Raw genomic sequence first — 21,755 nt, forward strand, 5'->3', positions numbered from 1 at the left:
GGAGGAACCTGTGGCACAGGACGTGCTCACCGACCTGAACAAGGTCCGCAACATCGGCATCATGGCGCACATCGATGCCGGCAAGACCACGACGACCGAGCGCATCCTGTTCTACACGGGCATCACGCACAAGATCGGTGAGGTCCACGACGGCGCCGCGACGATGGACTGGATGGCGCAGGAACAGGAGCGCGGCATCACCATCACGTCGGCCGCGACGACCTGCTTCTGGGACAACAACCAGATCAACATCATCGACACCCCCGGTCACGTGGACTTCACGGTCGAGGTGGAGCGTTCGCTCCGCGTCCTCGACGGTGCCGTCGCCGTCTTCGACGGCAAGGAGGGCGTCGAGCCCCAGTCCGAGACCGTGTGGCGTCAGGCGGACAAGTACGACGTCCCCCGCATCTGCTTCGTCAACAAGATGGACAAGCTCGGCGCGGACTTCTACTTCACCGTCGACACGATCATCAACCGCCTCGGTGCTGAGCCCCTCGTGCTCCAGCTCCCGATCGGTGCCGAGAACGACTTCGTCGGCGTCGTCGACCTCATCGAGATGCACGCCAAGGTCTGGCCGGGCGATGCCAAGGGTGACGTCACCATGGGTGCCCAGTACGAGGTCCAGGAGATCCCCGCGGACCTCCAGGCCCGGGCCGAGGAGTACCGCGCGAAGCTGATCGAGCGCGTCGCCGAGACCGACGACGCCCTGCTCGAGAAGTTCTTCGGTGGCGAGGAGCTCACCAAGGCCGAGATCAAGGGCGCGATCCGCAAGCTCACGATCGCCTCCGAGGTCTACCCGGTCCTCTGTGGTTCGGCCTTCAAGAACCGCGGTGTCCAGCCGATGCTCGACGCGGTCATCGACTACCTCCCGTCCCCGCTCGACGTGCCGCCGATGATCGGTCACGACGTCAAGGACGAAGAGAAGGAGATCATCCGCAAGCCCGACGCCACCGAGCCGTTCTCGGCCCTGGCGTTCAAGGTCGCGGTGCACCCGTTCTTCGGTCGTCTGACCTACGTCCGCGTGTACTCCGGCTCGATCGAGTCCGGTGCCCAGGTCGTCAACTCGACCAAGGGCAAGAAGGAGCGCATCGGCAAGATCTTCCAGATGCACTCCAACAAGGAGAACCCGGTCGACAACGTCACCGCCGGGCACATCTACGCGGTCATCGGCCTCAAGGACACCACCACCGGTGACACCCTGTGCGACCCGACCAACCAGGTCGTCCTCGAGTCGATGACGTTCCCGGAGCCGGTCATCGAGGTCGCCATCGAGCCGAACACGAAGGCCGACCAGGAGAAGCTCTCCACGGCCATCCAGAAGCTCGCCGAAGAGGACCCGACGTTCCGCGTCGAGCTCAACGCCGAGACCGGTCAGACGACGATCAAGGGCATGGGCGAGCTCCACCTCGACATCCTCGTCGACCGCATGAAGCGCGAGTTCAAGGTCGAGGCCAGCGTCGGCAAGCCGCAGGTCGCGTACCGCGAGACCCTGACCAAGGTCGTCGAGCGCTACGACTACACGCACAAGAAGCAGACCGGTGGTTCCGGCCAGTTCGCGAAGGTGCAGATCGCCCTCGAGCCGATGGAAGTCACGGCCGAGAAGGTCTACGAGTTCGAGAACGCCGTCACCGGTGGTCGCGTCCCGCGTGAGTACATCCCCTCGGTCGACGCCGGTATCCAGGACGCCATGCAGGTCGGCATCCTGGCCGGGTACCCGACCGTCGGCGTGAAGGCCATCCTCAAGGACGGCGCGGCGCACGACGTCGACTCGTCCGAGATGGCGTTCAAGATCGCCGGTTCCATCGCCTACAAGGAGGCCGCCCGCAAGGCCGGCCCCGCCATCCTCGAGCCGATCATGGCCGTCGAGGTGCGTACTCCGGAGGAGTACATGGGCGACGTCATCGGTGACCTCAACTCCCGTCGTGGCCAGATCGCCTCGATGGAGGACGCCTCGGGCGTCAAGGTGGTCCGCGCGAGCGTTCCGCTGTCCGAGATGTTCGGCTACGTCGGGGACCTGCGGTCCAAGACCTCTGGTCGTGCGGTCTACTCGATGACCTTCGAGACCTACAGCCAGGTCCCGGCCAAGGTCGCCGAGGAGATCATCGCGAAGAACAGCGGAGAGTAACGCTCCGGCGTTCTCTCCACAGGCGAGGGTGCCCGGCGACGGGCCCCTCGCCACCAAGTACAGTAATGACACACACCCTGCACGCCAACGGTCTTGCGACCGGGGGCTTGCTCTCCGAGTCCTGAGGAGGACCCACAGTGGCCAAGGCCAAGTTCGAGCGGACCAAGCCGCACGTCAACATCGGAACCATCGGTCACGTCGACCACGGCAAGACCACGCTCACGGCGGCGATCACCAAGGTTCTGCACGACCAGTACCCGGACCTCAACGAGGCCCGTGACTTCGCACAGATCGACAGCGCTCCCGAGGAGCGCGACCGCGGCATCACGATCAACATCTCCCACGTCGAGTACCAGACGGAGAAGCGTCACTACGCTCACGTCGACGCTCCGGGTCACGCTGACTACGTGAAGAACATGATCACGGGTGCGGCGCAGATGGACGGCGCCATCCTCGTGGTCGCCGCCACCGACGGCCCGATGCCCCAGACGCGTGAGCACGTGCTGCTCGCCCGCCAGGTCGGCGTCCCCTACATCGTCGTCGCGCTGAACAAGTCCGACATGGTGGACGACGAGGAGATCCTGGAGCTCGTCGAGCTCGAGGTCCGTGAGCTCCTCGGCTCGCAGGAGTTCGACGAGGACGCCCCCGTCGTGCAGGTCTCGGCACTCAAGGCGCTCGAGGGCGACGAGAAGTGGGTCAAGTCCGTCCAGGACCTGATGGCCGCCGTCGACGAGAACGTCCCGGACCCGGTGCGCGCCACCGACCAGCCGTTCCTCATGCCGATCGAGGACGTCTTCACGATCACCGGTCGTGGCACCGTCGTCACCGGTCGTGTCGAGCGTGGCACGCTCGACCTCAACTCCGAGGTCGAGATCGTCGGCATCCGCCCGACGCAGAAGACCACGGTCACGGGCATCGAGATGTTCCGCAAGCTGCTCGACAAGGCCGAGGCCGGTGACAACACCGGTCTGCTCATCCGTGGCCTCAAGCGCGAGGACGTGGAGCGCGGTCAGGTCGTCGTCAAGCCGGGTTCGGTCACGCCGCACACGGACTTCAAGGCGAACGCCTACATCCTGACCAAGGACGAGGGCGGCCGTCACAACCCGTTCTACGCGAACTACCGTCCGCAGTTCTACTTCCGCACCACGGACGTCACCGGCGTCATCACGCTGCCCGAGGGCACCGAGATGGTCATGCCCGGCGACACCGTCTCCATGACCGTCGAGCTGATCCAGCCGATCGCCATGGAGGCCGGCCTCCGCTTCGCCATCCGTGAGGGTGGTCGTACGGTCGGCGCCGGTACGGTCGAGGAGATCATCAAGTAACTCCGTCCAATGGAGTACTGCGCAAGCGGGGTCGGGCCTTCGGGTCCGGCCCCGCTTCGTCGTTCCGGCGGCATCTGCTCGTAGGGCGGTCGCTGTCCGTGGTCCGTCCCAGGCGTGCACGTGTTGCATCGGTGCGGTGACCCGTCTCCGCCGATCCGCGACCAACGGCCGCGGCTACCACCGTGTCCGCAGCGGCCGCGGCTTCTCGTACCGCGACCCGGACGGCAACACCGTCACCGACCCCGAGGTGCGCCAGCGGCTCGAGGACCTCGTGATCCCGCCGGCGTGGGACGACGTCTGGATCTCGCCGTACGAGAACGGGCACGTCCTCGCGACGGGCATCGACGGAGCCGGTCGCCGGCAGTACATGTACCACCCGTCGTGGCGGGAGCGGATGGACCGGATCAAGTACGACCGGGCCCTCGCGCTGGCGGAGTCGCTGCCCGGCGCGCGTCGGATGGTGACGCAGGACCTCCGCCGACCGGAGCCCGACCGTCGACGCGCACTGGCCGCGGCGTTCCGGATGCTCGACCAGGGATCGCTCCGGGTGGGCTCGGAGCGCTACGCGACCGAGCACGGGAGCCGCGGGCTGTCGACGCTCCTGTGCGCGCACGCGCACGTCTCGGGGAACGACATCGAGCTCGACTTCCCGGGCAAGAGCGGGCAGGAGTGGTCCTCGACGATCCACGACGCCGACCTGGCACGGGTGATCGCCGGCATGAACCGCCGCGGGGCGAACGCCCGGCTGCTGGCCTTCCGGGAGCGTCGCGGGGCCGAGTGGGAGCCGCTCGCCGCCGAGGACATCAACGAGTACGTCAAGGAGCGAGCCGGCGACGCGTTCACCGCGAAGGACTTCCGGACCCTGCACGGGACCGTGGCGGCGGCGGTCGACCTGGCGAAGACCGGCACGCAGCCCAGCCAGGCGAAGCGGAAGAAGGCGGTGTCGCACGCGGTGAAGGCCGCCAGCGAGGAACTCGGCAACACCCCGACCGTGTGCCGGCAGAGCTACATCGACCCGCGGCTGCTCGACGCCTACGAGCACGGCGAGACCATCGACCCGGCGCGGCTGCACGCAGCGGAGTCCGAGGTGCGCGCCCTGCTCTACCGCCAGTGACGCCGTCCCGCCCTGACGACGACGGGCGGTGACCACGCGCGCCGGATCATGACGTACGGTTGGACACCGTGCCCGACCACCCCCACACGGGCACGGAAGGACCCTCCCCAGTCGTGACCGACGAGTGCATCCACGGTTTCCCCACCGAGCTCTGCGACATCTGCTCCCCCCGCCAGCGCGAGACGCCGGCGGTCCCCACCACGCCGGCGCCCCGCCGGACCCGCATCACCACTGACCTCCGATCCACCCCGGCGCCCGCGCGCGGCTCCTCCTCGCTGCGGTCGCCCGCGGCGCCCGAGCTGCCGGAACCCCGTGACTTCGCGTCGCTCCGGGCCCACCACGCCACCCACGTCGACAACCTCGCGTCGATCATCGCCGAGGGCGCGATCCTCGCCTCCGACGCCGCGACACCCGCGGTCGACGTCAGCTCCCCGGCCACCCGCGCCGCACGCGCGCACGCATCCGCGCCGGACGGCGGTCCGGTGTCCGGGCACGTGACGTTCTCGCTCTCGCCCGACGCCACGCGGTGGGACGAGCTCCGCCGCGGCGCCGAGGGGGAGCGGTGGTCCGACGCCGCCCGACGCACGCGTGCCGTCGAGTACGTCGTCCTCGTCGTGCCCGTCTCCGCCTTCGGCGCCTCGGTGATCGTCGCCGACCAGGACGCCGACGCCGAGGACGTCCGGTTCGCCGTCGGCCCCGCGGCCGCGACGAACCTCATCCGCCGCACGGACTTCACCGACCCGGAGATGCACGGCCTCGAACTGCTCGCCGGGCCGCGCGTGCCGCTGTCCTCGGTCGCCGTGATCGGCGTCCCGAACGACCGCGTCCGCCAGCAGGTCAAGACGCTCCTGGCCGAGCAGGGGGGCCGCGCGCCCCGCGTCGCGGTGTTCCCGCCGTGGTTCGTGCCGCCCGTGGTCGCCGCCGAGTAGGCGTCCGGAGTACCTCTGACGCACCCTCCCGACCACGTCGGGAGGGTGCGCTGCGTGACGGGGGTGATCCGATCCTCCAGGCCGGTCCGAAGCCCGCGGATCCGGGCCCGTGAGCCGGCCGCGACACGCCACGAATTCGCGACACGCCCGGGTTGCACGCTTGGCGTGCCTGTGCGAGACTTGTCCGGTTCCGAATTCCGCGGGCGTTCGCGCGCGCAGGATCACTGCTCTGGCAGTGCACAACCCCTCCGTCCAGCGGAGCTGGGTTGGGCCGCAGGCAGCAGAACACGATCGAATCCCCACCACGGTGTGCGGCACTGCTGTGCCACGGCGCCGGGGAAGCGACATGCCCACGCTGGACGGCCCCGGTCGCCCTGCGCGGTTGACAGGAGAACAGCGGTCATCCCCAGCGGATGCGGCCGGTTGGTTCAGGAAAACAGCCAAGCCCTGCAGGAATGCACGGCACGGCGGCGTCAGGCGGCCCGAGGGTGCGCGGCGCAGAGAGGACAAGAGACACATGGCGGGACAGAAGATCCGCATCCGGCTCAAGTCGTACGACCACGAGGTCATCGACACGTCGGCCCGGAAGATCGTCGACACGGTGACCCGTGCCGGTGCGACCGTGGTCGGCCCGGTGCCGCTCCCCACCGAGAAGAACGTGGTCACCGTGATCCGTTCGCCCCACAAGTACAAGGACTCGCGCGAGCACTTCGAGAAGCGCACGCACAAGCGGGTCATCGACATCGTCGACCCGACGCCGAAGGCCGTCGACTCGCTCATGCGACTCGACCTCCCGGCGGACGTCAACATCGAGATCAAGCTGTAAGGGGGCTGGACTGATGGCGAACTCAACCAAGACCGTCAAGGGCCTCCTCGGCAAGAAGCTCGGGATGACCCAGGTGTGGGACGAGAACAACAAGTTCATCCCCGTCACCGTGATCGAGGTCGGCCCGAACGTGGTCACCCAGATCCGCAACGTCGAGCGCGACGGCTACGAGGCGATCCAGATCGCCGCCGGTGCGATCGACCCGCGCAAGGTCAACAAGCCGGCTGCCGGCCACTTCGAGGCTGCTGGTGTGACCCCGCGTCGCACCCTCACCGAGATCCGCACCAACGACTCCGCCGAGTACTCGCTCGGCCAGGAGCTCACCGTCGACACCTTCGAGGCCGGCCAGAAGGTCGACGTCGTCGGGACGTCGAAGGGCAAGGGCTTCGCCGGTGTCATGAAGCGCCACGGCTTCGCCGGTGTGTCCGCTTCGCACGGTGCGCACCGCAACCACCGCAAGCCCGGTTCGATCGGCGCCTCGTCGACCCCGTCGCGTGTCTTCAAGGGCATGCGCATGGCTGGTCGCATGGGTGGCGAGCGCGTGACCGTCCTCAACCTCACGGTGCACGCCGTCGACGCCGAGAAGGGTCTGCTGCTCGTCAAGGGCGCCGTCCCCGGTGCTCGTGGCCGCTCCGTCTTCGTCCGTACCGCCGTGAAGGGTAAGTGATCATGGCCACCGAGACCGCAACCACGATCGACGTCCTCGACGCGACCGGAGCCGTCGCCGGCAGCATCGAGCTGCCCGCCGAGCTCTTCGACGTCGAGACGAACGTCCCGCTGATCCACCAGGTCGTCACCGCGCAGCTCGCAGCCGCGCGTCAGGGCACCCACAAGACCAAGAACCGCGGCGAGGTCCGCGGTGCTGGTCGCAAGCCGTTCAAGCAGAAGGGCACCGGCCGCTCCCGTCAGGGTTCGGTCCGCGCACCGGAGCACACCGGCGGTGGCGTCGTCCACGGACCGACCCCGCGCGACTACTCGCAGCGCACCCCGAAGAAGATGATCGCCGCTGCTCTGCTCGGCTCGCTCTCGGACCGCGCCCGCGGTGGCCGCATCTCCGCTGTGGAGGGCTTCGTCGCGGCTGAGACGCCGTCGACCAAGACCGCCCGCACGCTCATCGAGAAGGTCGCGCCCGTCAAGAACGTGCTCGTCGTGCTCGAGTCGGACGACGAGCTCACGCTCAAGTCCGTCCGCAACCTGCCGAACGTCCACGCGCTCTCGTACGGCCAGCTCAACGCCTACGACGTGCTCAAGGCCGACGCCCTCGTCTTCAGCAAGAGCGCCCTCGACGCATTCATCGCGTCGAAGACCGCGAAGGAGATCTCCGCATGAGCGGCTTCAACAAGGACCCGCGCGACATCATCATCTCGCCGGTCGTCTCGGAGAAGAGCTACGGCCTGATCGACCAGGGCAAGTACACGTTCATCGTGGACCCCCGTTCGAACAAGACCGAGATCAAGCTCGCCATCGAGAAGATCTTCGACGTCAAGGTCGCGAGCATCAACACGCTGAACCGTCCGGGCAAGACCCGTCGCACGAAGTTCGGCCTGGGCAAGCGCAAGGACACCAAGCGTGCCATCGTGACGCTCAAGTCCGGTTCGATCGACATCTTCACGGCTGTCGGCTGAGGACCAGAGGGATAAATCATGGCTATTCGTAACTACAAGCCGACGACCCCTGGTCGTCGCGGCTCGTCGGTCGCCGACTTCGCTGAGATCACCCGTTCGACGCCGGAGAAGTCGCTGCTTCGTCCGCTGCCGAAGACCGGTGGCCGCAACAGCTCCGGCCGCATCACGACCCGTCACATCGGTGGTGGCCACAAGCGCCAGTACCGCGTGATCGACTTCCGTCGTCACGACAAGGACGGCGTCGACGCCAAGGTCGCGCACATCGAGTACGACCCGAACCGCACGGCGCGCATCGCGCTCCTGCACTACGTGGACGGCACGAAGCGCTACATCATCGCGCCGAACAAGCTCAAGCAGGGCGACGTCGTCGAGCAGGGTCCCGGCGCGGACATCAAGCCCGGCAACAACCTGCCGCTGCGCAACATCCCGGTCGGTACCGTGATCCACGCGATCGAGCTCCGTCCCGGTGGCGGCGCGAAGATGGCCCGGTCCGCCGGTGCCTCGGTGCGTCTCGTCGCCAAGGACGGCCCCTACGCGCAGCTCCGTCTGCCGTCGGGCGAGGTCCGCAACGTCGACGCCCGCTGCCGCGCCACCATCGGCGAGGTCGGCAACGCCGAGCAGTCCAACATCAACTGGGGCAAGGCCGGCCGCATGCGCTGGAAGGGCGTCCGTCCGACCGTGCGTGGTGTCGCGATGAACCCGGTCGACCACCCGCACGGTGGTGGTGAGGGCAAGACGTCCGGTGGTCGTCACCCCGTCAGCCCCTGGGGCCAGGCCGAGGGTCGCACGCGCAAGCCGAACAAGCCGAGCGACAAGCTCATCGTCCGTCGCCGTAACGCCGGCAAGAAGCGCAAGTAGGAGTTCAGAAGATGCCACGCAGTCTGAAGAAGGGCCCCTTCGTCGACGAGCACCTGCTCCGCAAGGTCGTCACGCAGAACGAGGCCAACACCAAGAACGTGATCCGCACGTGGTCGCGTCGCTCGATGATCGTCCCGAACATGCTCGGGCACACGATCGCCGTGCACGACGGCCGCAAGCACATCCCGGTGTTCGTCACCGAGTCGATGGTCGGTCACAAGCTCGGCGAGTTCGCGCCGACCCGCACCTTCCGTGGTCACGTGAAGGACGACAAGAAGGGCCGTCGCCGCTAACGCGGGGACGCAGAGGAGGAACGAAATGGTGGAGTCGATCGCACGCGTGCGACACATCCGCGTCACGCCTCAGAAGGCCCGTCGCGTCATCGAGCTGATCCGCGGCAAGCAGGCCCACGAGGCGCTCGCCATCCTGAAGTTCGCCCCGCAGGCCGCTTCGGAGCCCGTGTACAAGCTGGTCGCCTCGGCGATCGCGAACGCCCGGGTGAAGGCGGACTCGACGAACAGCTTCCTGGACGAGCGCGACCTCTACGTGAGCCGCGTCTTCGTCGACGAGGGAACGACCCTGAAGCGGTTCCAGCCGCGCGCCCAGGGCCGCGCCTTCCGGATCAACAAGCGCACCTCCCACATCACGGTCGTCCTCGCGACGCCGGATGAGGTCGAGGCTGCCGCCACGAGCAAGAAGGCGAGCAACTAATGGGCCAGAAGGTCAACCCGTACGGTTTCCGTCTCGGGATCACGACGGACCACGTCTCGCACTGGTTCACCGACAGCACGAAGGCCGGGCAGCGCTACGCCGACTACGTGGCCGAGGACATCAAGGTGCGCGAGTACCTGAAGAAGACCCTCGACCGCGCCGGTGTCGCCCGCATCGAGCTCGAGCGCACCCGCGATCGCGTCCGCGTGGACATCCACACGGCGCGTCCGGGCATCGTCATCGGCCGCCGCGGCGCCGAGGCGGAGCGCGTCCGCAGCGAGCTGGAGAAGCTCACCAAGAAGCAGATCCAGCTCAACATCCTCGAGGTCAAGAACCCCGAGACCGAGGCCCAGCTCGTCGCGCAGGGCATCGCCGAGCAGCTCTCCGCCCGTGTCGCGTTCCGACGCGCCATGCGCAAGGGCCTGCAGGGTGCACAGCGCGCCGGCGCCAAGGGTGTCCGGATCCAGGTGTCGGGCCGCCTCGGCGGCGCCGAGATGTCCCGCTCGGAGTTCTACCGCGAGGGCCGCGTGCCCCTGCACACGCTCCGCGCGAACATCGACTACGGCTTCTACGAGGCTCGGACCACCTTCGGCCGCATCGGCGTGAAGGTCTGGATCTACAAGGGCGACATCACGAACAAGGAGCTCGCTCGCGAGCAGGCGAACCAGCGTTCGTCGCGCCCGGAGCGTCGTGGCGGCCCCCGTGGCGAGCGCGGCGACCGCCGTGGCGGCGACCGTGGCGGCCGTCAGCAGCAGGCCCCGCAGGACGCGCCGGCCGGCGCAGGAGTTGAGGCGTAACCATGCTTATTCCCCGTCGAGTCAAGCACCGCAAGCAGCACCACCCGAAGCGTTCGGGTCAGGCCACCGGCGGTACCAAGGTCAGCTTCGGCGACTTCGGTATCCAGGCCCTCACCCCGGCCTACGTGACGAACCGGCAGATCGAGTCCGCTCGTATCGCCATGACGCGTCACATCAAGCGTGGCGGCAAGGTGTGGATCAACATCTACCCGGACCGTCCGCTGACCAAGAAGCCGGCTGAGACCCGCATGGGTTCCGGTAAGGGCTCGCCCGAGTGGTGGGTCGCCAACGTCAAGCCGGGTCGTGTGCTCTTCGAGCTCTCCGGCGTCAACGAGGACATCGCCCGCGAGGCGCTGACCCGTGCAATCCACAAGCTGCCCCTCAAGGCACGCATCATCAAGCGCGAGGAGGGCGACGCGTAATGGCGATCGGTTCCAAGGAGCTCCGTCCGACGGAGCTCGACACGTTCGAGAACGAGCGTCTCGCTGACGAGCTCAAGAAGGCCAAGGAGGAACTCTTCAACCTCCGCTTCCAGTCGGCCACCGGCCAGCTGGAGAGCCACGGTCGTCTCCGTGCCGTCAAGCGCGACATCGCACGCATCTACACCGTCCTCCGCGAGCGCGAGCTCGGCATCCGTGCCACCCCCGCGCCCGTCGAGACCGCCACCAAGGCCAAGAAGACGACGAAGAAGGCTGACAAGGCCGCCGAGTCGACCGAGGCCGCTACCGCCGAGGAGAACTGATGGCGAACGAAGAGAAGAACTCCGCCGCCTCGACCCGCGGCTACCGCAAGACGCGTCGCGGCTACGTGACGAGCGACAAGATGGACAAGACCATCGTGGTCGAGGTCGAGGTCGAGGACCGCGTGAAGCACGCGCTCTACGGCAAGATCATCCGCCGCACGTCCAAGGTGAAGGCCCACGACGAGCTCGGCACCGCGGGTGTCGGCGACCTCGTCGTGATCAGCGAGACCCGTCCCCTCAGCGCCTCCAAGCGCTGGCGCCTGGTCGAGATCCTCGAGAAGGCCAAGTAGGCCCCGGCCTGCTTCGGAATAGGAGACAGCAGTGATTCAGCAGGAATCCCGCCTGAAGGTCGCGGACAACACGGGTGCCAAGGAGATCTTGACCATCCGCGTGCTCGGTGGCTCGGGTCGTCGCTACGCCGGTCTCGGTGACGTCATCGTCGCCACGGTGAAGGACGCCATCCCCGGCGGCAACGTGAAGAAGGGTGACGTCGTCAAGGCGGTCATCGTTCGCACCAAGAAGGAGACCCGTCGCCAGGACGGCTCCTACATCAAGTTCGACGAGAACGCGGCAGTGATCCTCAAGGCCGACGGCGACCCGCGCGGTACGCGCATCTTCGGTCCGGTCGGTCGTGAGCTCCGTGACAAGAAGTTCATGAAGATCATCTCGCTCGCGCCGGAGGTGCTGTAAGCCATGGCGAACATCAAGAAGGGTGACCTCGTCCAGGTCATCACGGGCGCCAAGCAGGAGCGTGGCGGCGACCGTGGCAAGCAGGGCAAGGTCATCGAGGTCCTCAAGGACAAGAACCGGGTCGTCGTCGAGGGCGTGAACTTCGTCACGAAGCACGTCCGCGTCGGCCAGACGCAGCGCGGGTCGAAGACCGGTGGCATCGAGCAGCACGAGGCTCCGATCCACGTCTCGAACGTCGCGATCGTCGACCCGAAGACCAAGAAGCCGACCCGCGTCGGTTTCCGTACCGAACAGGTGGAGAAGGACGGCGTCACCAAGACCGTCCGCGTCCGCTACGCCAAGAAGTCGGGTGAGAAGCTCTGATGACCGACACGACTGCCGCGCCGGAGACCAAGGTCGAGCCGCGCCTCAAGCAGAAGTACAAGAACGAGATCAAGGCTGCCCTCACCGAGCAGTTCGGGTACGCGAACGTCAACCAGGTCCCCGGCCTGGTCAAGGTCGTCGTGAACACGGGCGTCGGCGAGGCGGCTCGCGACTCGAAGATCATCGAGGGGGCCGTCAAGGACCTCACGGCGATCACGGGTCAGAAGCCGGTCGTGACCAAGGCCCGCAAGTCCATCGCACAGTTCAAGCTGCGTGAGGGCCAGGCCATCGGCGCGCACGTCACCCTCCGCGGTGACCGCGCGTGGGAGTTCATCGACCGCCTCGTCACCCTCGCCCTGCCCCGCATCCGCGACTTCCGCGGACTCAGCGACAAGCAGTTCGACGGCAACGGCAACTACACGTTCGGTCTCACGGAGCAGTCGATGTTCCACGAGATCGACCAGGACCGCATCGACCGCGTGCGTGGCTTCGACATCACCGTCGTGACCACCGCGAAGACGGACGACGAGGGCCGCGCGCTGCTCCGCCAGCTCGGGTTCCCGTTCCGTTCTGCCGAGCAGACGGTCTAAGATACTTCGGGCGGTGCGGGCCGGAGGATTCACGTCCTCCGGCCCGCACCCTTGAACACACCGATCCCGGGGAACCGCTCCGGGATCACCCCGATCGCTCAGGTCGGCATTCGTGGAACGGGTGTCGAAACCAGGCGAAGAATGGACGACCATCATGACGATGACCGATCCGGTCGCAGACATGCTGACCAGATTGCGGAACGCGAACTCGGCGCACCACGACGCCGTCTCGCTTCCCAGCTCCAAGCTGAAGAAGAACATCGCCGAGATCCTCAAGCGCGAGGGTTACATCAGCGAGTGGAAGATCGAGGACGCCCGCGTGGGCCAGACCCTCACGATCGACCTCAAGTACGGCCCCGAGCGCGAGCGTTCGATCGCCGGCATCAAGCGCGTCTCGAAGCCCGGTCTCCGGGTCTACGCGAAGTCGACGGAGATCCCCCAGGTCCTCGGTGGCCTCGGCGTGGCGATCCTCTCGACCTCCTCGGGACTGCTCACCGACCGTGAAGCCGAGCAGAAGGGCGTGGGTGGGGAAGTCCTCGCCTACGTGTGGTGATCGACAATGTCTCGAATCGGACGTCTCCCCATCGACATCCCCGCCGGCGTCACCGTCTCCATCGACGGCCAGACCGTGGCGGTCAAGGGCCCCAAGGGTGAGCTCGCGCTCACCGTTGCCGAGCCCATCCAGGCCAAGGTCGAGGAGAACCAGGTCCTCGTCACCCGCCCGGACGACGAGCGTGAGTCCCGTGCCCTGCACGGCCTGACCCGCACCCTCATCGCGAACAACATCCTCGGCGTGACCCAGGGCTACTCCAAGGGCCTCGAGGTCGTCGGCACCGGTTACCGCGTGCAGGCCAAGGGCAGCAACGTCGAGTTCGCGCTCGGGTACTCCCACCCCATCACGGTCGAGCCGCCGGCGGGCATCAGCTTCGCCGTCGAGGGCAACAACAAGCTCACCGTGTCGGGCATCGACAAGCAGGCCGTCGGCGAGGTGGCTGCCAACATCCGCAAGCTGCGCAAGCCCGAGCCCTACAAGGGCAAGGGTGTCCGCTACGCCGGCGAGATCGTGCGCCGCAAGGCCGGAAAGTCAGGTAAGTGATCATGGCTCTCGGTATCCGAGGAAAGAGCAAGTCGGCCGCCAAGGCGCGCCGTCACAACCGTCTCCGCAAGAAGATCACCGGCACCGAGTCGCGTCCGCGTCTCGCTGTCTTCCGGTCGTCGCGTCACGTGTTCGTCCAGGTCATCGACGACGCGCAGGGCCACACGCTGGCCAGCGCCTCGACGATGGAGGCCGACCTCCGTTCGTTCGACGGCGACAAGACGGCCAAGGCCCGTCGCGTCGGCGAGCTCCTCGCCGAGCGCGCGAAGGCCGCCGGCGTCGAGGCCGTGGTCTTCGACCGCGGTGGTAGCAAGTACGCCGGTCGCGTCGCCGCGATCGCCGATGGTGCCCGTGAAGGAGGGCTGAACCTGTGAGCGACATCGCGAACAACAACGAAGCGGCCGAGACCAAGGCCCCGGCAGCCGACGCTGCTGCGGTCGCCGAGCGTCCGGTCGAGACCGCCGCGGGCTCTGCGTCCAACAACCGCGACAACGCCGACCAGCGCGGCCCTCGTGGCGGCGGGCGTGACCGTCAGCAGGGTCGTGACCGCAACAACCGCGGTGGCGACAGCCAGTTCCTCGAGCGCGTGGTGACCATCAACCGCGTCTCGAAGGTCGTCAAGGGTGGTCGTCGCTTCAGCTTCACGGCGCTCGTCGTCGTCGGTGACGGCAACGGCCTCGTCGGTGTCGGCTACGGCAAGGCGAAGGAAGTCCCGACCGCGATCTCGAAGGGCGTCGAGGAGGCGAAGAAGAACTTCTTCCGCGTCCCCCGCGTCGGCAACACCATCCCGCACCCGGTGCAGGGTGAGGCCGCTGCCGGTGTCGTCCTGCTGCGTCCGGCCGCTGCCGGTACCGGTGTCATCGCCGGTGGTCCGGTCCGCGCCGTGCTCGAGTGCGCCGGCATCCACGACGTCCTGAGCAAGTCGCTCGGTTCGTCGAACACCATCAACATCGTGCACGCGACCGTCGAGGCGCTGCAGCAGCTCGAGGAGCCCCGCGCCGTCGCGAGCCGTCGTGGCCTCGACGTCGACCGGGTCGTCCCGGCTCGTCTGCTCCACGCCGAGGCCGCGGCCCTGCGTGCCGCGACCGAGAAGGCAGGTGCGTGATGGCGATGCTGAAGATCACGCAGACGAAGTCCGTTATCAGCGAGAAGCAGTACCAGCGCGACACCCTGCGCAGCCTGGGCCTCAAGCGCATCGGCCGTACGGTCCTGCGTGAGGACAACGCCCAGAACCGCGGGTACATCGCGACGGTCGCGCACCTCGTGAAGGTCGAGGAGGTCGACGCATGAGCGACGAGAAGAACGAGCGCGTGCAGGTGCTGAAGCTGCACCACCTCCGCCCCGCTGCGGGCGCCAAGAAGGACCGCACCCGTGTGGGTCGCGGTGAGGGCTCGAAGGGCAAGACCGCCGGCCGTGGCACCAAGGGTCAGAAGGCCCGCTACCAGGTCAAGGTCGGCTTCGAGGGTGGGCAGATGCCGCTGCACATGCGCACCCCGAAGCTCCGCGGGTTCAAGAACCCGTTCCGCGTCGAGTACCAGGTCGTGAACCTGGACAAGATCGCGGAGCTCTACCCCAACGGTGGCGACGTCACCGTCGCGGACCTGGTCGCCAAGGGCGCCGTCCGCAAGAACGAGAAGGTCAAGGTTCTCGGTCAGGGTGACATCAGCGTGAAGCTCACGGTCTCGGTCGACAAGGTCTCGGCGTCCGCCGCCGAGAAGATCGTGGCTGCTGGCGGCACCGTCTCCCAGTAACCCCCGTCGGCGGCCCGTGCGTTTGCGCACGGGCCGCCGTTACGGTTTCCTTGACAGTGGCCGTCGTCCGACGGCCGGGTCGGCGCTGCCGACCGAACCGTGACGAGCCCGCTCGGGCCGTGCGGTCCCAGAAGTTCGGAGTCCTCGTGTTCAGAGCGGTCGCGCGCATCATGCGCACCCCAGATCTTCGCAAGAAGATCGGCTTCACCCTCGCGATCATCGCGCTGTTCCGCCTGGGGTCGTACATCCCCGCACCGTTCGTCGACTACGCCTCGGTGCAGAGCTGCCTCGCGAGCGCCTCGTCCTCCGGCGGGCTCTACGACCTGATCAACCTGTTCTCCGGTGGCGCGCTGCTGAAGCTCTCGGTCTTCGCGCTCGGCATCATGCCGTACATCACGTCGTCGATCATCGTGCAGCTGCTGCGCGTCGTGATCCCGCACTTCGACGCCCTCTACAAGGAGGGCCAGTCCGGCCAGGCGAAGCTGACGCAGTACACGCGCTACCTCACCATCGCGCTCGGCGTGCTGCAGTCCACGACGCTCATCACGGTCGCCCGCTCAGGTGCCCTGTTCGGCACGAACGCCTCGGCCTCCTGCTCGTCGATCATCTCGAACGACAGCTGGTACGCGATCATGCTGATGGTCGTCACGCTGACCGCCGGTACCGGCCTCATCATGTGGATGGGCGAGCTCGTCACCGAGCGCGGCATCGGCAACGGCATGTCGCTCCTCATCTTCACGTCGATCGCGGCGCAGTTCCCGTCCGCGCTCTGGGCGATCGAGCAGTCGCAGTCGTTCGAGCTGTTCCTGTTCGTCATCCTCGTCGGACTGGTCATCATGATGGCCGTCGTGTTCGTCGAGCAGTCGCAGCGACGCATCCCCGTCCAGTACGCCAAGCGCATGGTCGGTCGACGCACCTACGGCGGCAACAACACCTACATCCCGATCAAGGTGAACATGGCCGGCGTCGTGCCCGTCATCTTCGCCTCGTCGCTCCTGTACCTGCCGGCCCTGGTCGCGCAGTTCAACCAGCCGTCCGACGGCTCCGAGCCGGCGGCCTGGGTGACCTGGATCCAGAACAACCTGACCTCGGGTGACAACTGGTTCTACATGGTCCTGTACTTCCTGCTCATCGTCGGCTTCACGTACTTCTACGTCGCGATCACCTTCAACCCCGAAGAGGTCGCCGACAACATGAAGAAGTACGGCGGCTTCATCCCGGGCATCCGGGCCGGCCGTCCGACGGCCGAGTACCTCGACTTCGTCCTGACCCGGGTGACGTTGCCCGGCTCGCTCTACCTCGGTCTCATCGCGCTCATCCCGCTGGCAGCACTGGCGCTGTTCGGCGCGAACCAGAACTTCCCGTTCGGCGGCGCGAGCATCCTCATCATCGTGGGTGTCGGTCTCGAGACCGTGAAGCAGATCGACTCGCAGCTGCAGCAACGTCACTACGAAGGGCTTCTCCGTTGAGCGCACGCCTCATCATCGTCGGACCTCCCGGAGCCGGGAAGGGCACCCAGGCCGGTCGCATCGCCGAGTCGTTCGGCATCCCCGCGATCTCGACGGGTGACATCTTCCGCAAGAACGTCTCCGAGGGCACGCCGCTCGGTGTGCAGGCGAAGGCGATCATGGACGCGGGCAACTACGTCCCGGACGAGCTGACCAACGAACTCGTGAAGTCCCGGCTGTCCGAGTCCGACGCCGAGCAGGGCTTCCTGCTCGACGGGTACCCCCGCACGGTCGGCCAGGTCGCGTACCTCGACGCGCTGCTCGCCGAGCAGGGCACCGGGATCGACGCGGTCGTGCAGCTCGTCGCGGACCAGGACGAGCTCGTGGGCCGGCTGCTCAAGCGCGCCGAGGACCAGGGCCGCAGCGACGACAACGAGGAGACCATCCGCCGTCGGCAGGAGGTCTACACGAACGAGACCGCCCCGATCGTGGCGACCTACGCCGACCGCGGTCTCGTGGTCGAGGTGGACGGCCTCGGTGGCATCGACGAGGTCGGCGACCGCATCCAGTCCGCGCTCGTCTCGCGCGGCCTCGGCGCCGGCGTCTGACCCGCGGGAGTCTGACCACCCTCGTGCGTCGTCGCAAGCCGTCGATCTACAAGACCCCGGACGAACTCCGGGCGATGGTGCGCCCCGGTCTGCTGACCGAGGCGGCCCTGTCGGCCGTCCGCGCGGCGACCCGTCCCGGCATCACGACCGGTGAGCTCGACGCGATCGCCGAGCGCACCATCCGGGACGGCGGCGGCGTCCCGAACTTCCAGCTCGTGCCGGGGTACCGACACACGCTCTGCGTCTCGGTCAACGACGAGGTCGTCCACGGCATCCCGGGGGAGCGCGTGCTCCAGCCCGGCGACATCGTGTCGGTGGACGCCGGCGCCGAGGTCGACGGGTGGAACGGCGACAGCGCGTTCACGCTCGTGGTGCCCGGCGGCGACGCGGCGCGCACGGCGGCGCGGCAGACGCTCTGCGACACGACGGAGCGTGCGCTCTGGCACGGGATCGCGGCCCTCGCGCACGCCCGGAACCTCAACGAGGTGGGCGCCGTCATCGAGGACGCCATCGACGAGACCGGCGCCTGGGGCATCATCGAGGACTTCACCGGGCACGGCATCGGCCGGTCCATGCACGAGGACCCGCCCGTGTTCAACTACCGGGTCCGCGGCGCGGGTCCGGCGGTCCGGCCCGGGCTCGTGGTCGCGATCGAGCCGATGGTCACCGCCGGCACGATCGACAGCTCGACGGACGACGACGACTGGACGATCCGTACGCTCGACGGCTCGGACGCGGCGCACTGGGAGCACACGGTCGCGGTGCACGCGGACGGCATCTGGGTCACGACGGCCTCGGACGGCGGTGCGGCCGGTCTCGAGCCGCTCGGCGTGACGCCGGTCCCCGTCCCGTAGCGCGGCTCGCCGCCGACTCCGGTCCGGCGACGGCCTGGAGGCACGCCTCACCCGACGCGCGCCCGCTGCGGTCCGCACACGGCCCGCTCCGGCGTCCGCGGGCGCGGTGGGCGGTATGCGGTGAGCGGTGAGCGAGCCGGCCCGACGGACACGACTCGCGCTCCGGGAGGCGAGTCACGTCCGCCAGCGCGAGACTCGGGTGCGCCGGCCCGGCCGCGAGCGCCCGGCCATCGGGCGCAGGCGCGGCGCGGTCAGTTGCCGACCGAGCAGGTCTGCTCGGAGGCGCTCTGCCCGGTGATGCTCGAGGGCAGCGGCGTCGCACTCGGCGTCGCGGTCGCGGCGGTCCCGCCCGTCGATGTCCCGCCCGTTGCCGGTGCTCCGGTCGCCGGGGCCTCGGTCGCTGTGGGCGTCGAACCGGCTGCCGGGGTCCCGCCCGCGTCGGGGGACTCGGCGGACGCGCGGCCCGTGGTCGAGTCGGTCAGCGAGGTCTTCTGGTCCTGCTGCAGCGCGACGTTGAGCGCGTGGGCGGGCCCCTCCGACACGAGCACGTGCGCGGTGTCCGCCGGGTCGTCGACGACGGGGTACTGCACGAACAGCATGTTCGACGTGCTCATGCCGCGAAGGGTCGAGGCGAGGCCGACGAGGGTGCGTGTCTGCGCGAGGCCGTCGGACAGGGTCATGTTCGACAGGGCCGCCCCGGCGAGCTTGTAGAGCAGGATCGGGTTCGAGAGCGTGCCGTCCGAGGTCACCTTGCGCAGGAGCGCGGACAGGAAGACCTGCTGCGAACTGATCCGGGCGAGGTCACTGCCGTCGCCGACACCGTGCCGGCTGCGGAGGAACGCGAGCGCGTCCTGGCCGGCGAGGGTGTGCTGGCCGGCGGAGAGCTGCAGCCCGGTGTAGGTGTCGTCGATCGGCTTCGCGACGCAGACGTCGACGCCGCCGAGCGCGTTCGACATCTCGATGACGCCGTCGAACGTGATGAGGCCGGCGTACGGGATGGTCAGGCCGGTCAGGTTCTCCACCGTGTCGACCACGCACGAGACGCCGCCGTGACCGAGCGACTCGTTGATGAGCTCACTGCTCGCCGCGGGGTAGGTCGTCCCGGTCTGGGGGTTCGTGCACGCCGGGATCGGCACCTTCAGGTCGCGCGGGAAGCTGACGGCGGTGAGCTGCTGGTGGTCCTGCGAGATGTGGACGAGGATCGTGACGTCGTTCCGGGCGCCCTCGACGTCCTCGTCCGAGTCGAACTGCCCGATCCGGGTGTCGCTGCCGATGAGCAGGATGTTCGCGCCGCCCTTGATCGCGGTGATGTCGGCGGCCTTCGCGGTGTTCTGGTCGTCCTTGCTCAGCTGCACGGTGTGCGGCGCGGTGGCGAGCTGCGCTCCCGCGATCGCCGCCACGCTCGTCCCGCTCACGAGCACCACCGCCAGGGCCGAGGCGACGACGGTGGCAGCGGTCGCCCACCCGCGACGGCGCGGCAGGCGTCCGTGGCTGGCGAGGGGGCGGCGGGGCGCGTTCGGCACGTGGTCTCCGTTCGGTGGTCCGGCGTCGGCAGCGGCCGCGCGACCGGGTCGTCGGCCAGGCTACGGTCGGGACCGTCGTGGGGACCCCGGAGCGGACCGTCAAACCACTGTGGAACGCTCAGGGAGCCAGCGGAAGCCCCACTCGTGGGGTCCGTGCATGCGGGCCCGACGTGCTGCACTTGGCAATCGCGGGTCTATCACATAAGGTTGATCTTTGGTGTGCCATGCCCAGCGGCGTGGCGCCCGACCCGCAGACCGGCTCGGGGATCACACCGGTTCATCCAACCAAGCGACAGTGAGGCTATGGCCAAGAAAGACGGCGTCATCGAGATCGAGGGCTCGGTGCTCGAAGCTCTGCCCAACGCGATGTTCCGCGTTGAGCTGACCAACGGACACAAGGTCCTCGCGCACATCTCCGGGAAGATGCGCCAGCACTACATCCGCATCCTCCCCGAGGACCGCGTGATCGTGGAGCTGAGCCCGTACGACCTGACCCGCGGCCGGATCGTCTACCGCTACAAGTGATCCGCGAGCTGGAAAGGAACGGCTCGGCGAACCCGCCGGGCACGAAGCCAGCGAGCACGAGGAAACAACCATGAAGGTCAACCCCAGCGTCAAGCCCATCTGCGAGCACTGCCGAGTGATCCGCCGGAAGGGCCGCGTCATGGTGATCTGCAAGAGCAACCCGCGCCACAAGCAGCGCCAGGGCTGAGCTCCCAGCAGGACCCACAACTCAACACTGAACACGCAGTACCAGATCCCGCGGCTCCGGCCACGGGGGACACCTCGGGGCGGAGGCCCGGGCACCGGTACTGCGCCACACCTCCATCGACAACAGGAGCAGCCAGCACATGGCACGTCTAGCAGGCGTCGACATCCCGCGCGAGAAGCGCGTGGAGATCGCACTCACGTACATCTACGGCGTCGGCCGTACCCGCGCGGTCCAGGCACTCGCCGAGACCGGTATCTCCGGTGACATCCGCGTCAAGGACCTGACCGACGACCAGCTCGTCGCCCTCCGTGACTTCATCGAGGGCAACTACAAGGTGGAGGGTGACCTCCGCCGCGAGGTCGCCGCCGACATCCGCCGCAAGGTCGAGATCGGTAGCTACGAGGGTCTCCGCCACCGTCGTGGTCTCCCGGTGCGCGGTCAGCGCACCAAGACCAACGCGCGTACCCGCAAGGGACCGAAGCGCACCGTGGCAGGCAAGAAGAAGGCCCGATAGGAGATCATCATGGCTACCCCCAAGACTGCCGCGCGCAAGCCGCGTCGCAAGGAGAAGAAGAACGTCGCCGTGGGCCAGGCCCACATCAAGAGCACGTTCAACAACACCATCGTCAGCATCACCGACCCGTCGGGTGCCGTCCTCAGCTGGGCGTCCTCGGGTGCCGTGGGCTTCAAGGGTTCGCGCAAGTCGACGCCGTTCGCGGCGCAGCTCGCCGCCGAGTCCGCTGCCCGTCAGGCGCAGGAGCACGGTGTCAAGAAGGTCGACGTCTTCGTCAAGGGCCCGGGCTCGGGTCGCGAGACCGCGATCCGCTCGCTCCAGGCCGCTGGCCTCGAGGTCGGCTCGATCAACGACGTCACCCCCCAGGCGCACAACGGCTGCCGTCCGCCGAAGCGCCGCCGCGTCTGACGCGAGGAGCAACCGGCCGTCCCCCGCTCGTGCCCGCAACGGGAGCGAGCGGGGCCGGCCATTCCTGGTCGTTCGATCGCACACGCCGGGCCCTCCCGGCCCGACCGTGCGCGTGATCACAACTCAACAGACCCGTCGGGGCCCGG

General features: G+C 68.0%; 32 protein-coding genes. 31 read left to right on the forward strand and 1 reads right to left on the reverse strand.

The window, feature by feature from the left end:
- The first annotated feature begins 10 nt into the window (after positions 1-10).
- The 27 genes from fusA (at position 11) to map (ending at position 18,452) form a co-directional block, all read left to right on the forward strand.
- Complete coding sequence (fusA, locus tag HUN58_RS04265; protein ID WP_058742333.1) at positions 11-2,125, forward strand: elongation factor G; 2,115 nt, start codon at positions 11-13, stop codon at positions 2,123-2,125.
- A gap of 137 nt (positions 2,126-2,262) precedes the next feature.
- A complete protein-coding gene (gene tuf / locus HUN58_RS04270) occupies positions 2,263-3,450 on the forward strand; it encodes an elongation factor Tu (RefSeq protein ID WP_058742334.1) in 1,188 nt (395 codons plus the stop codon).
- 136 nt (positions 3,451-3,586) lie between these two features.
- Complete coding sequence (locus HUN58_RS04275; protein ID WP_180225981.1) at positions 3,587-4,564, forward strand: DNA topoisomerase IB; 978 nt, start codon at positions 3,587-3,589, stop codon at positions 4,562-4,564.
- 113 nt (positions 4,565-4,677) lie between these two features.
- A complete protein-coding gene (locus HUN58_RS04280; RefSeq protein ID WP_180225982.1) occupies positions 4,678-5,493 on the forward strand; it encodes a DarT ssDNA thymidine ADP-ribosyltransferase family protein in 816 nt (271 codons plus the stop codon).
- A 517-nt stretch (positions 5,494-6,010) separates the two neighbouring features.
- Positions 6,011-6,319 (forward strand): 30S ribosomal protein S10, encoded by a 309-nt coding sequence (gene rpsJ / locus HUN58_RS04285; protein WP_022903286.1) that lies wholly within the window; start codon positions 6,011-6,013, stop codon positions 6,317-6,319.
- A 13-nt stretch (positions 6,320-6,332) separates the two neighbouring features.
- The gene (gene rplC, locus HUN58_RS04290) at positions 6,333-6,986 is read left to right on the forward strand and encodes a 50S ribosomal protein L3 (protein ID WP_022906340.1); all 654 of its coding nucleotides are present in this window, start codon (positions 6,333-6,335) and stop codon (positions 6,984-6,986) included.
- A gap of 2 nt (positions 6,987-6,988) precedes the next feature.
- Positions 6,989-7,648: a 50S ribosomal protein L4 gene (gene rplD / locus HUN58_RS04295; protein ID WP_058742337.1), complete on the forward strand. Its 660-nt coding sequence runs from the start codon at positions 6,989-6,991 to the stop codon at positions 7,646-7,648.
- Positions 7,645-7,944, forward strand: a complete 300-nt coding sequence (gene rplW, locus HUN58_RS04300; protein ID WP_058742338.1) for a 50S ribosomal protein L23 — start codon at positions 7,645-7,647, stop codon at positions 7,942-7,944. The genes rplD and rplW overlap by 4 nt, the downstream gene beginning before the upstream one ends.
- Before the next feature lie 18 nt (positions 7,945-7,962).
- On the forward strand, positions 7,963-8,802 hold the full coding sequence (gene rplB / locus HUN58_RS04305) for a 50S ribosomal protein L2 (protein WP_022903282.1): 840 nt from the start codon (positions 7,963-7,965) through the stop codon (positions 8,800-8,802).
- Positions 8,803-8,813: 11 nt separating this feature from the next.
- Positions 8,814-9,095, forward strand: coding sequence for a 30S ribosomal protein S19 (gene rpsS, locus HUN58_RS04310; protein WP_017885529.1), 282 nt, complete (start codon positions 8,814-8,816; stop codon positions 9,093-9,095).
- A gap of 25 nt (positions 9,096-9,120) precedes the next feature.
- The gene (rplV, locus tag HUN58_RS04315; RefSeq protein WP_058742339.1) at positions 9,121-9,513 is read left to right on the forward strand and encodes a 50S ribosomal protein L22; all 393 of its coding nucleotides are present in this window, start codon (positions 9,121-9,123) and stop codon (positions 9,511-9,513) included.
- Complete coding sequence (rpsC, locus tag HUN58_RS04320) at positions 9,513-10,310, forward strand: 30S ribosomal protein S3 (protein ID WP_058742340.1); 798 nt, start codon at positions 9,513-9,515, stop codon at positions 10,308-10,310. The genes rplV and rpsC overlap by 1 nt, the downstream gene beginning before the upstream one ends.
- A gap of 2 nt (positions 10,311-10,312) precedes the next feature.
- Positions 10,313-10,732, forward strand: a complete 420-nt coding sequence (rplP, locus tag HUN58_RS04325) for a 50S ribosomal protein L16 (RefSeq protein WP_022903279.1) — start codon at positions 10,313-10,315, stop codon at positions 10,730-10,732.
- Positions 10,732-11,052 (forward strand): 50S ribosomal protein L29, encoded by a 321-nt coding sequence (gene rpmC, locus HUN58_RS20900; protein ID WP_058742341.1) that lies wholly within the window; start codon positions 10,732-10,734, stop codon positions 11,050-11,052. Before rplP ends, rpmC begins: the two co-directional genes overlap by 1 nt.
- Complete coding sequence (gene rpsQ, locus HUN58_RS04335; protein WP_180225983.1) at positions 11,052-11,342, forward strand: 30S ribosomal protein S17; 291 nt, start codon at positions 11,052-11,054, stop codon at positions 11,340-11,342. The genes rpmC and rpsQ overlap by 1 nt, the downstream gene beginning before the upstream one ends.
- Positions 11,343-11,373: 31 nt before the next feature.
- On the forward strand, positions 11,374-11,742 hold the full coding sequence (rplN, locus tag HUN58_RS04340) for a 50S ribosomal protein L14 (RefSeq protein WP_017885523.1): 369 nt from the start codon (positions 11,374-11,376) through the stop codon (positions 11,740-11,742).
- 3 nt (positions 11,743-11,745) lie between these two features.
- Entirely contained in the window at positions 11,746-12,105 is a 360-nt protein-coding gene (rplX, locus tag HUN58_RS04345; protein WP_058742342.1) for a 50S ribosomal protein L24, read from the forward strand.
- The gene (rplE, locus tag HUN58_RS04350; protein WP_058742343.1) at positions 12,105-12,695 is read left to right on the forward strand and encodes a 50S ribosomal protein L5; all 591 of its coding nucleotides are present in this window, start codon (positions 12,105-12,107) and stop codon (positions 12,693-12,695) included. Before rplX ends, rplE begins: the two co-directional genes overlap by 1 nt.
- A 154-nt stretch (positions 12,696-12,849) precedes the next feature.
- The gene (rpsH, locus tag HUN58_RS04355; protein ID WP_058725384.1) at positions 12,850-13,248 is read left to right on the forward strand and encodes a 30S ribosomal protein S8; all 399 of its coding nucleotides are present in this window, start codon (positions 12,850-12,852) and stop codon (positions 13,246-13,248) included.
- Between the two features lie 6 nt (positions 13,249-13,254).
- Positions 13,255-13,791, forward strand: coding sequence for a 50S ribosomal protein L6 (rplF, locus tag HUN58_RS04360; RefSeq protein ID WP_058742344.1), 537 nt, complete (start codon positions 13,255-13,257; stop codon positions 13,789-13,791).
- 2 nt (positions 13,792-13,793) lie between these two features.
- A complete protein-coding gene (gene rplR, locus HUN58_RS04365) occupies positions 13,794-14,165 on the forward strand; it encodes a 50S ribosomal protein L18 (RefSeq protein ID WP_058742351.1) in 372 nt (123 codons plus the stop codon).
- Positions 14,166-14,170: 5 nt separating this feature from the next.
- Positions 14,171-14,896 carry a 30S ribosomal protein S5 gene (rpsE, locus tag HUN58_RS04370; protein WP_180226094.1) on the forward strand — a complete coding sequence of 242 codons (726 nt, stop codon included), beginning with the start codon at positions 14,171-14,173 and terminating at the stop codon, positions 14,894-14,896.
- Positions 14,896-15,081 (forward strand): 50S ribosomal protein L30, encoded by a 186-nt coding sequence (rpmD, locus tag HUN58_RS04375; protein ID WP_031273241.1) that lies wholly within the window; start codon positions 14,896-14,898, stop codon positions 15,079-15,081. Before rpsE ends, rpmD begins: the two co-directional genes overlap by 1 nt.
- Positions 15,078-15,542: a 50S ribosomal protein L15 gene (gene rplO / locus HUN58_RS04380; protein ID WP_058728270.1), complete on the forward strand. Its 465-nt coding sequence runs from the start codon at positions 15,078-15,080 to the stop codon at positions 15,540-15,542. The genes rpmD and rplO overlap by 4 nt, the downstream gene beginning before the upstream one ends.
- Positions 15,543-15,688: 146 nt before the next feature.
- Complete coding sequence (secY, locus tag HUN58_RS04385; protein ID WP_058742353.1) at positions 15,689-17,011, forward strand: preprotein translocase subunit SecY; 1,323 nt, start codon at positions 15,689-15,691, stop codon at positions 17,009-17,011.
- On the forward strand, positions 17,008-17,598 hold the full coding sequence (locus HUN58_RS04390) for an adenylate kinase (protein ID WP_058742345.1): 591 nt from the start codon (positions 17,008-17,010) through the stop codon (positions 17,596-17,598). The genes secY and HUN58_RS04390 overlap by 4 nt, the downstream gene beginning before the upstream one ends.
- A gap of 23 nt (positions 17,599-17,621) precedes the next feature.
- A complete protein-coding gene (map, locus tag HUN58_RS04395) occupies positions 17,622-18,452 on the forward strand; it encodes a type I methionyl aminopeptidase (RefSeq protein WP_257222208.1) in 831 nt (276 codons plus the stop codon).
- A gap of 251 nt (positions 18,453-18,703) precedes the next feature.
- Here map and HUN58_RS04400 read toward each other — a convergent pair whose 3' ends face one another.
- On the reverse strand, positions 18,704-19,975 hold the full coding sequence (locus HUN58_RS04400) for an LCP family protein (RefSeq protein WP_114849353.1): 1,272 nt from the start codon (positions 19,973-19,975) through the stop codon (positions 18,704-18,706).
- Between the two features lie 303 nt (positions 19,976-20,278).
- On the opposite strand from HUN58_RS04400, the gene infA reads away from it, so the two are divergent.
- The 4 genes from infA (at position 20,279) to rpsK (ending at position 21,609) form a co-directional block, all read left to right on the forward strand.
- Positions 20,279-20,500 carry a translation initiation factor IF-1 gene (infA, locus tag HUN58_RS04405; protein ID WP_017885509.1) on the forward strand — a complete coding sequence of 74 codons (222 nt, stop codon included), beginning with the start codon at positions 20,279-20,281 and terminating at the stop codon, positions 20,498-20,500.
- Between the two features lie 70 nt (positions 20,501-20,570).
- Positions 20,571-20,687, forward strand: a complete 117-nt coding sequence (gene rpmJ / locus HUN58_RS04410) for a 50S ribosomal protein L36 (protein WP_022903266.1) — start codon at positions 20,571-20,573, stop codon at positions 20,685-20,687.
- A gap of 139 nt (positions 20,688-20,826) precedes the next feature.
- Positions 20,827-21,201, forward strand: a complete 375-nt coding sequence (gene rpsM, locus HUN58_RS04415) for a 30S ribosomal protein S13 (RefSeq protein WP_058742347.1) — start codon at positions 20,827-20,829, stop codon at positions 21,199-21,201.
- A gap of 9 nt (positions 21,202-21,210) precedes the next feature.
- Positions 21,211-21,609, forward strand: a complete 399-nt coding sequence (gene rpsK / locus HUN58_RS04420; protein WP_017885507.1) for a 30S ribosomal protein S11 — start codon at positions 21,211-21,213, stop codon at positions 21,607-21,609.
- Positions 21,610-21,755 lie beyond the last annotated feature (146 nt).

This window comes from Curtobacterium sp. Csp1 (assembly GCF_013347185.1).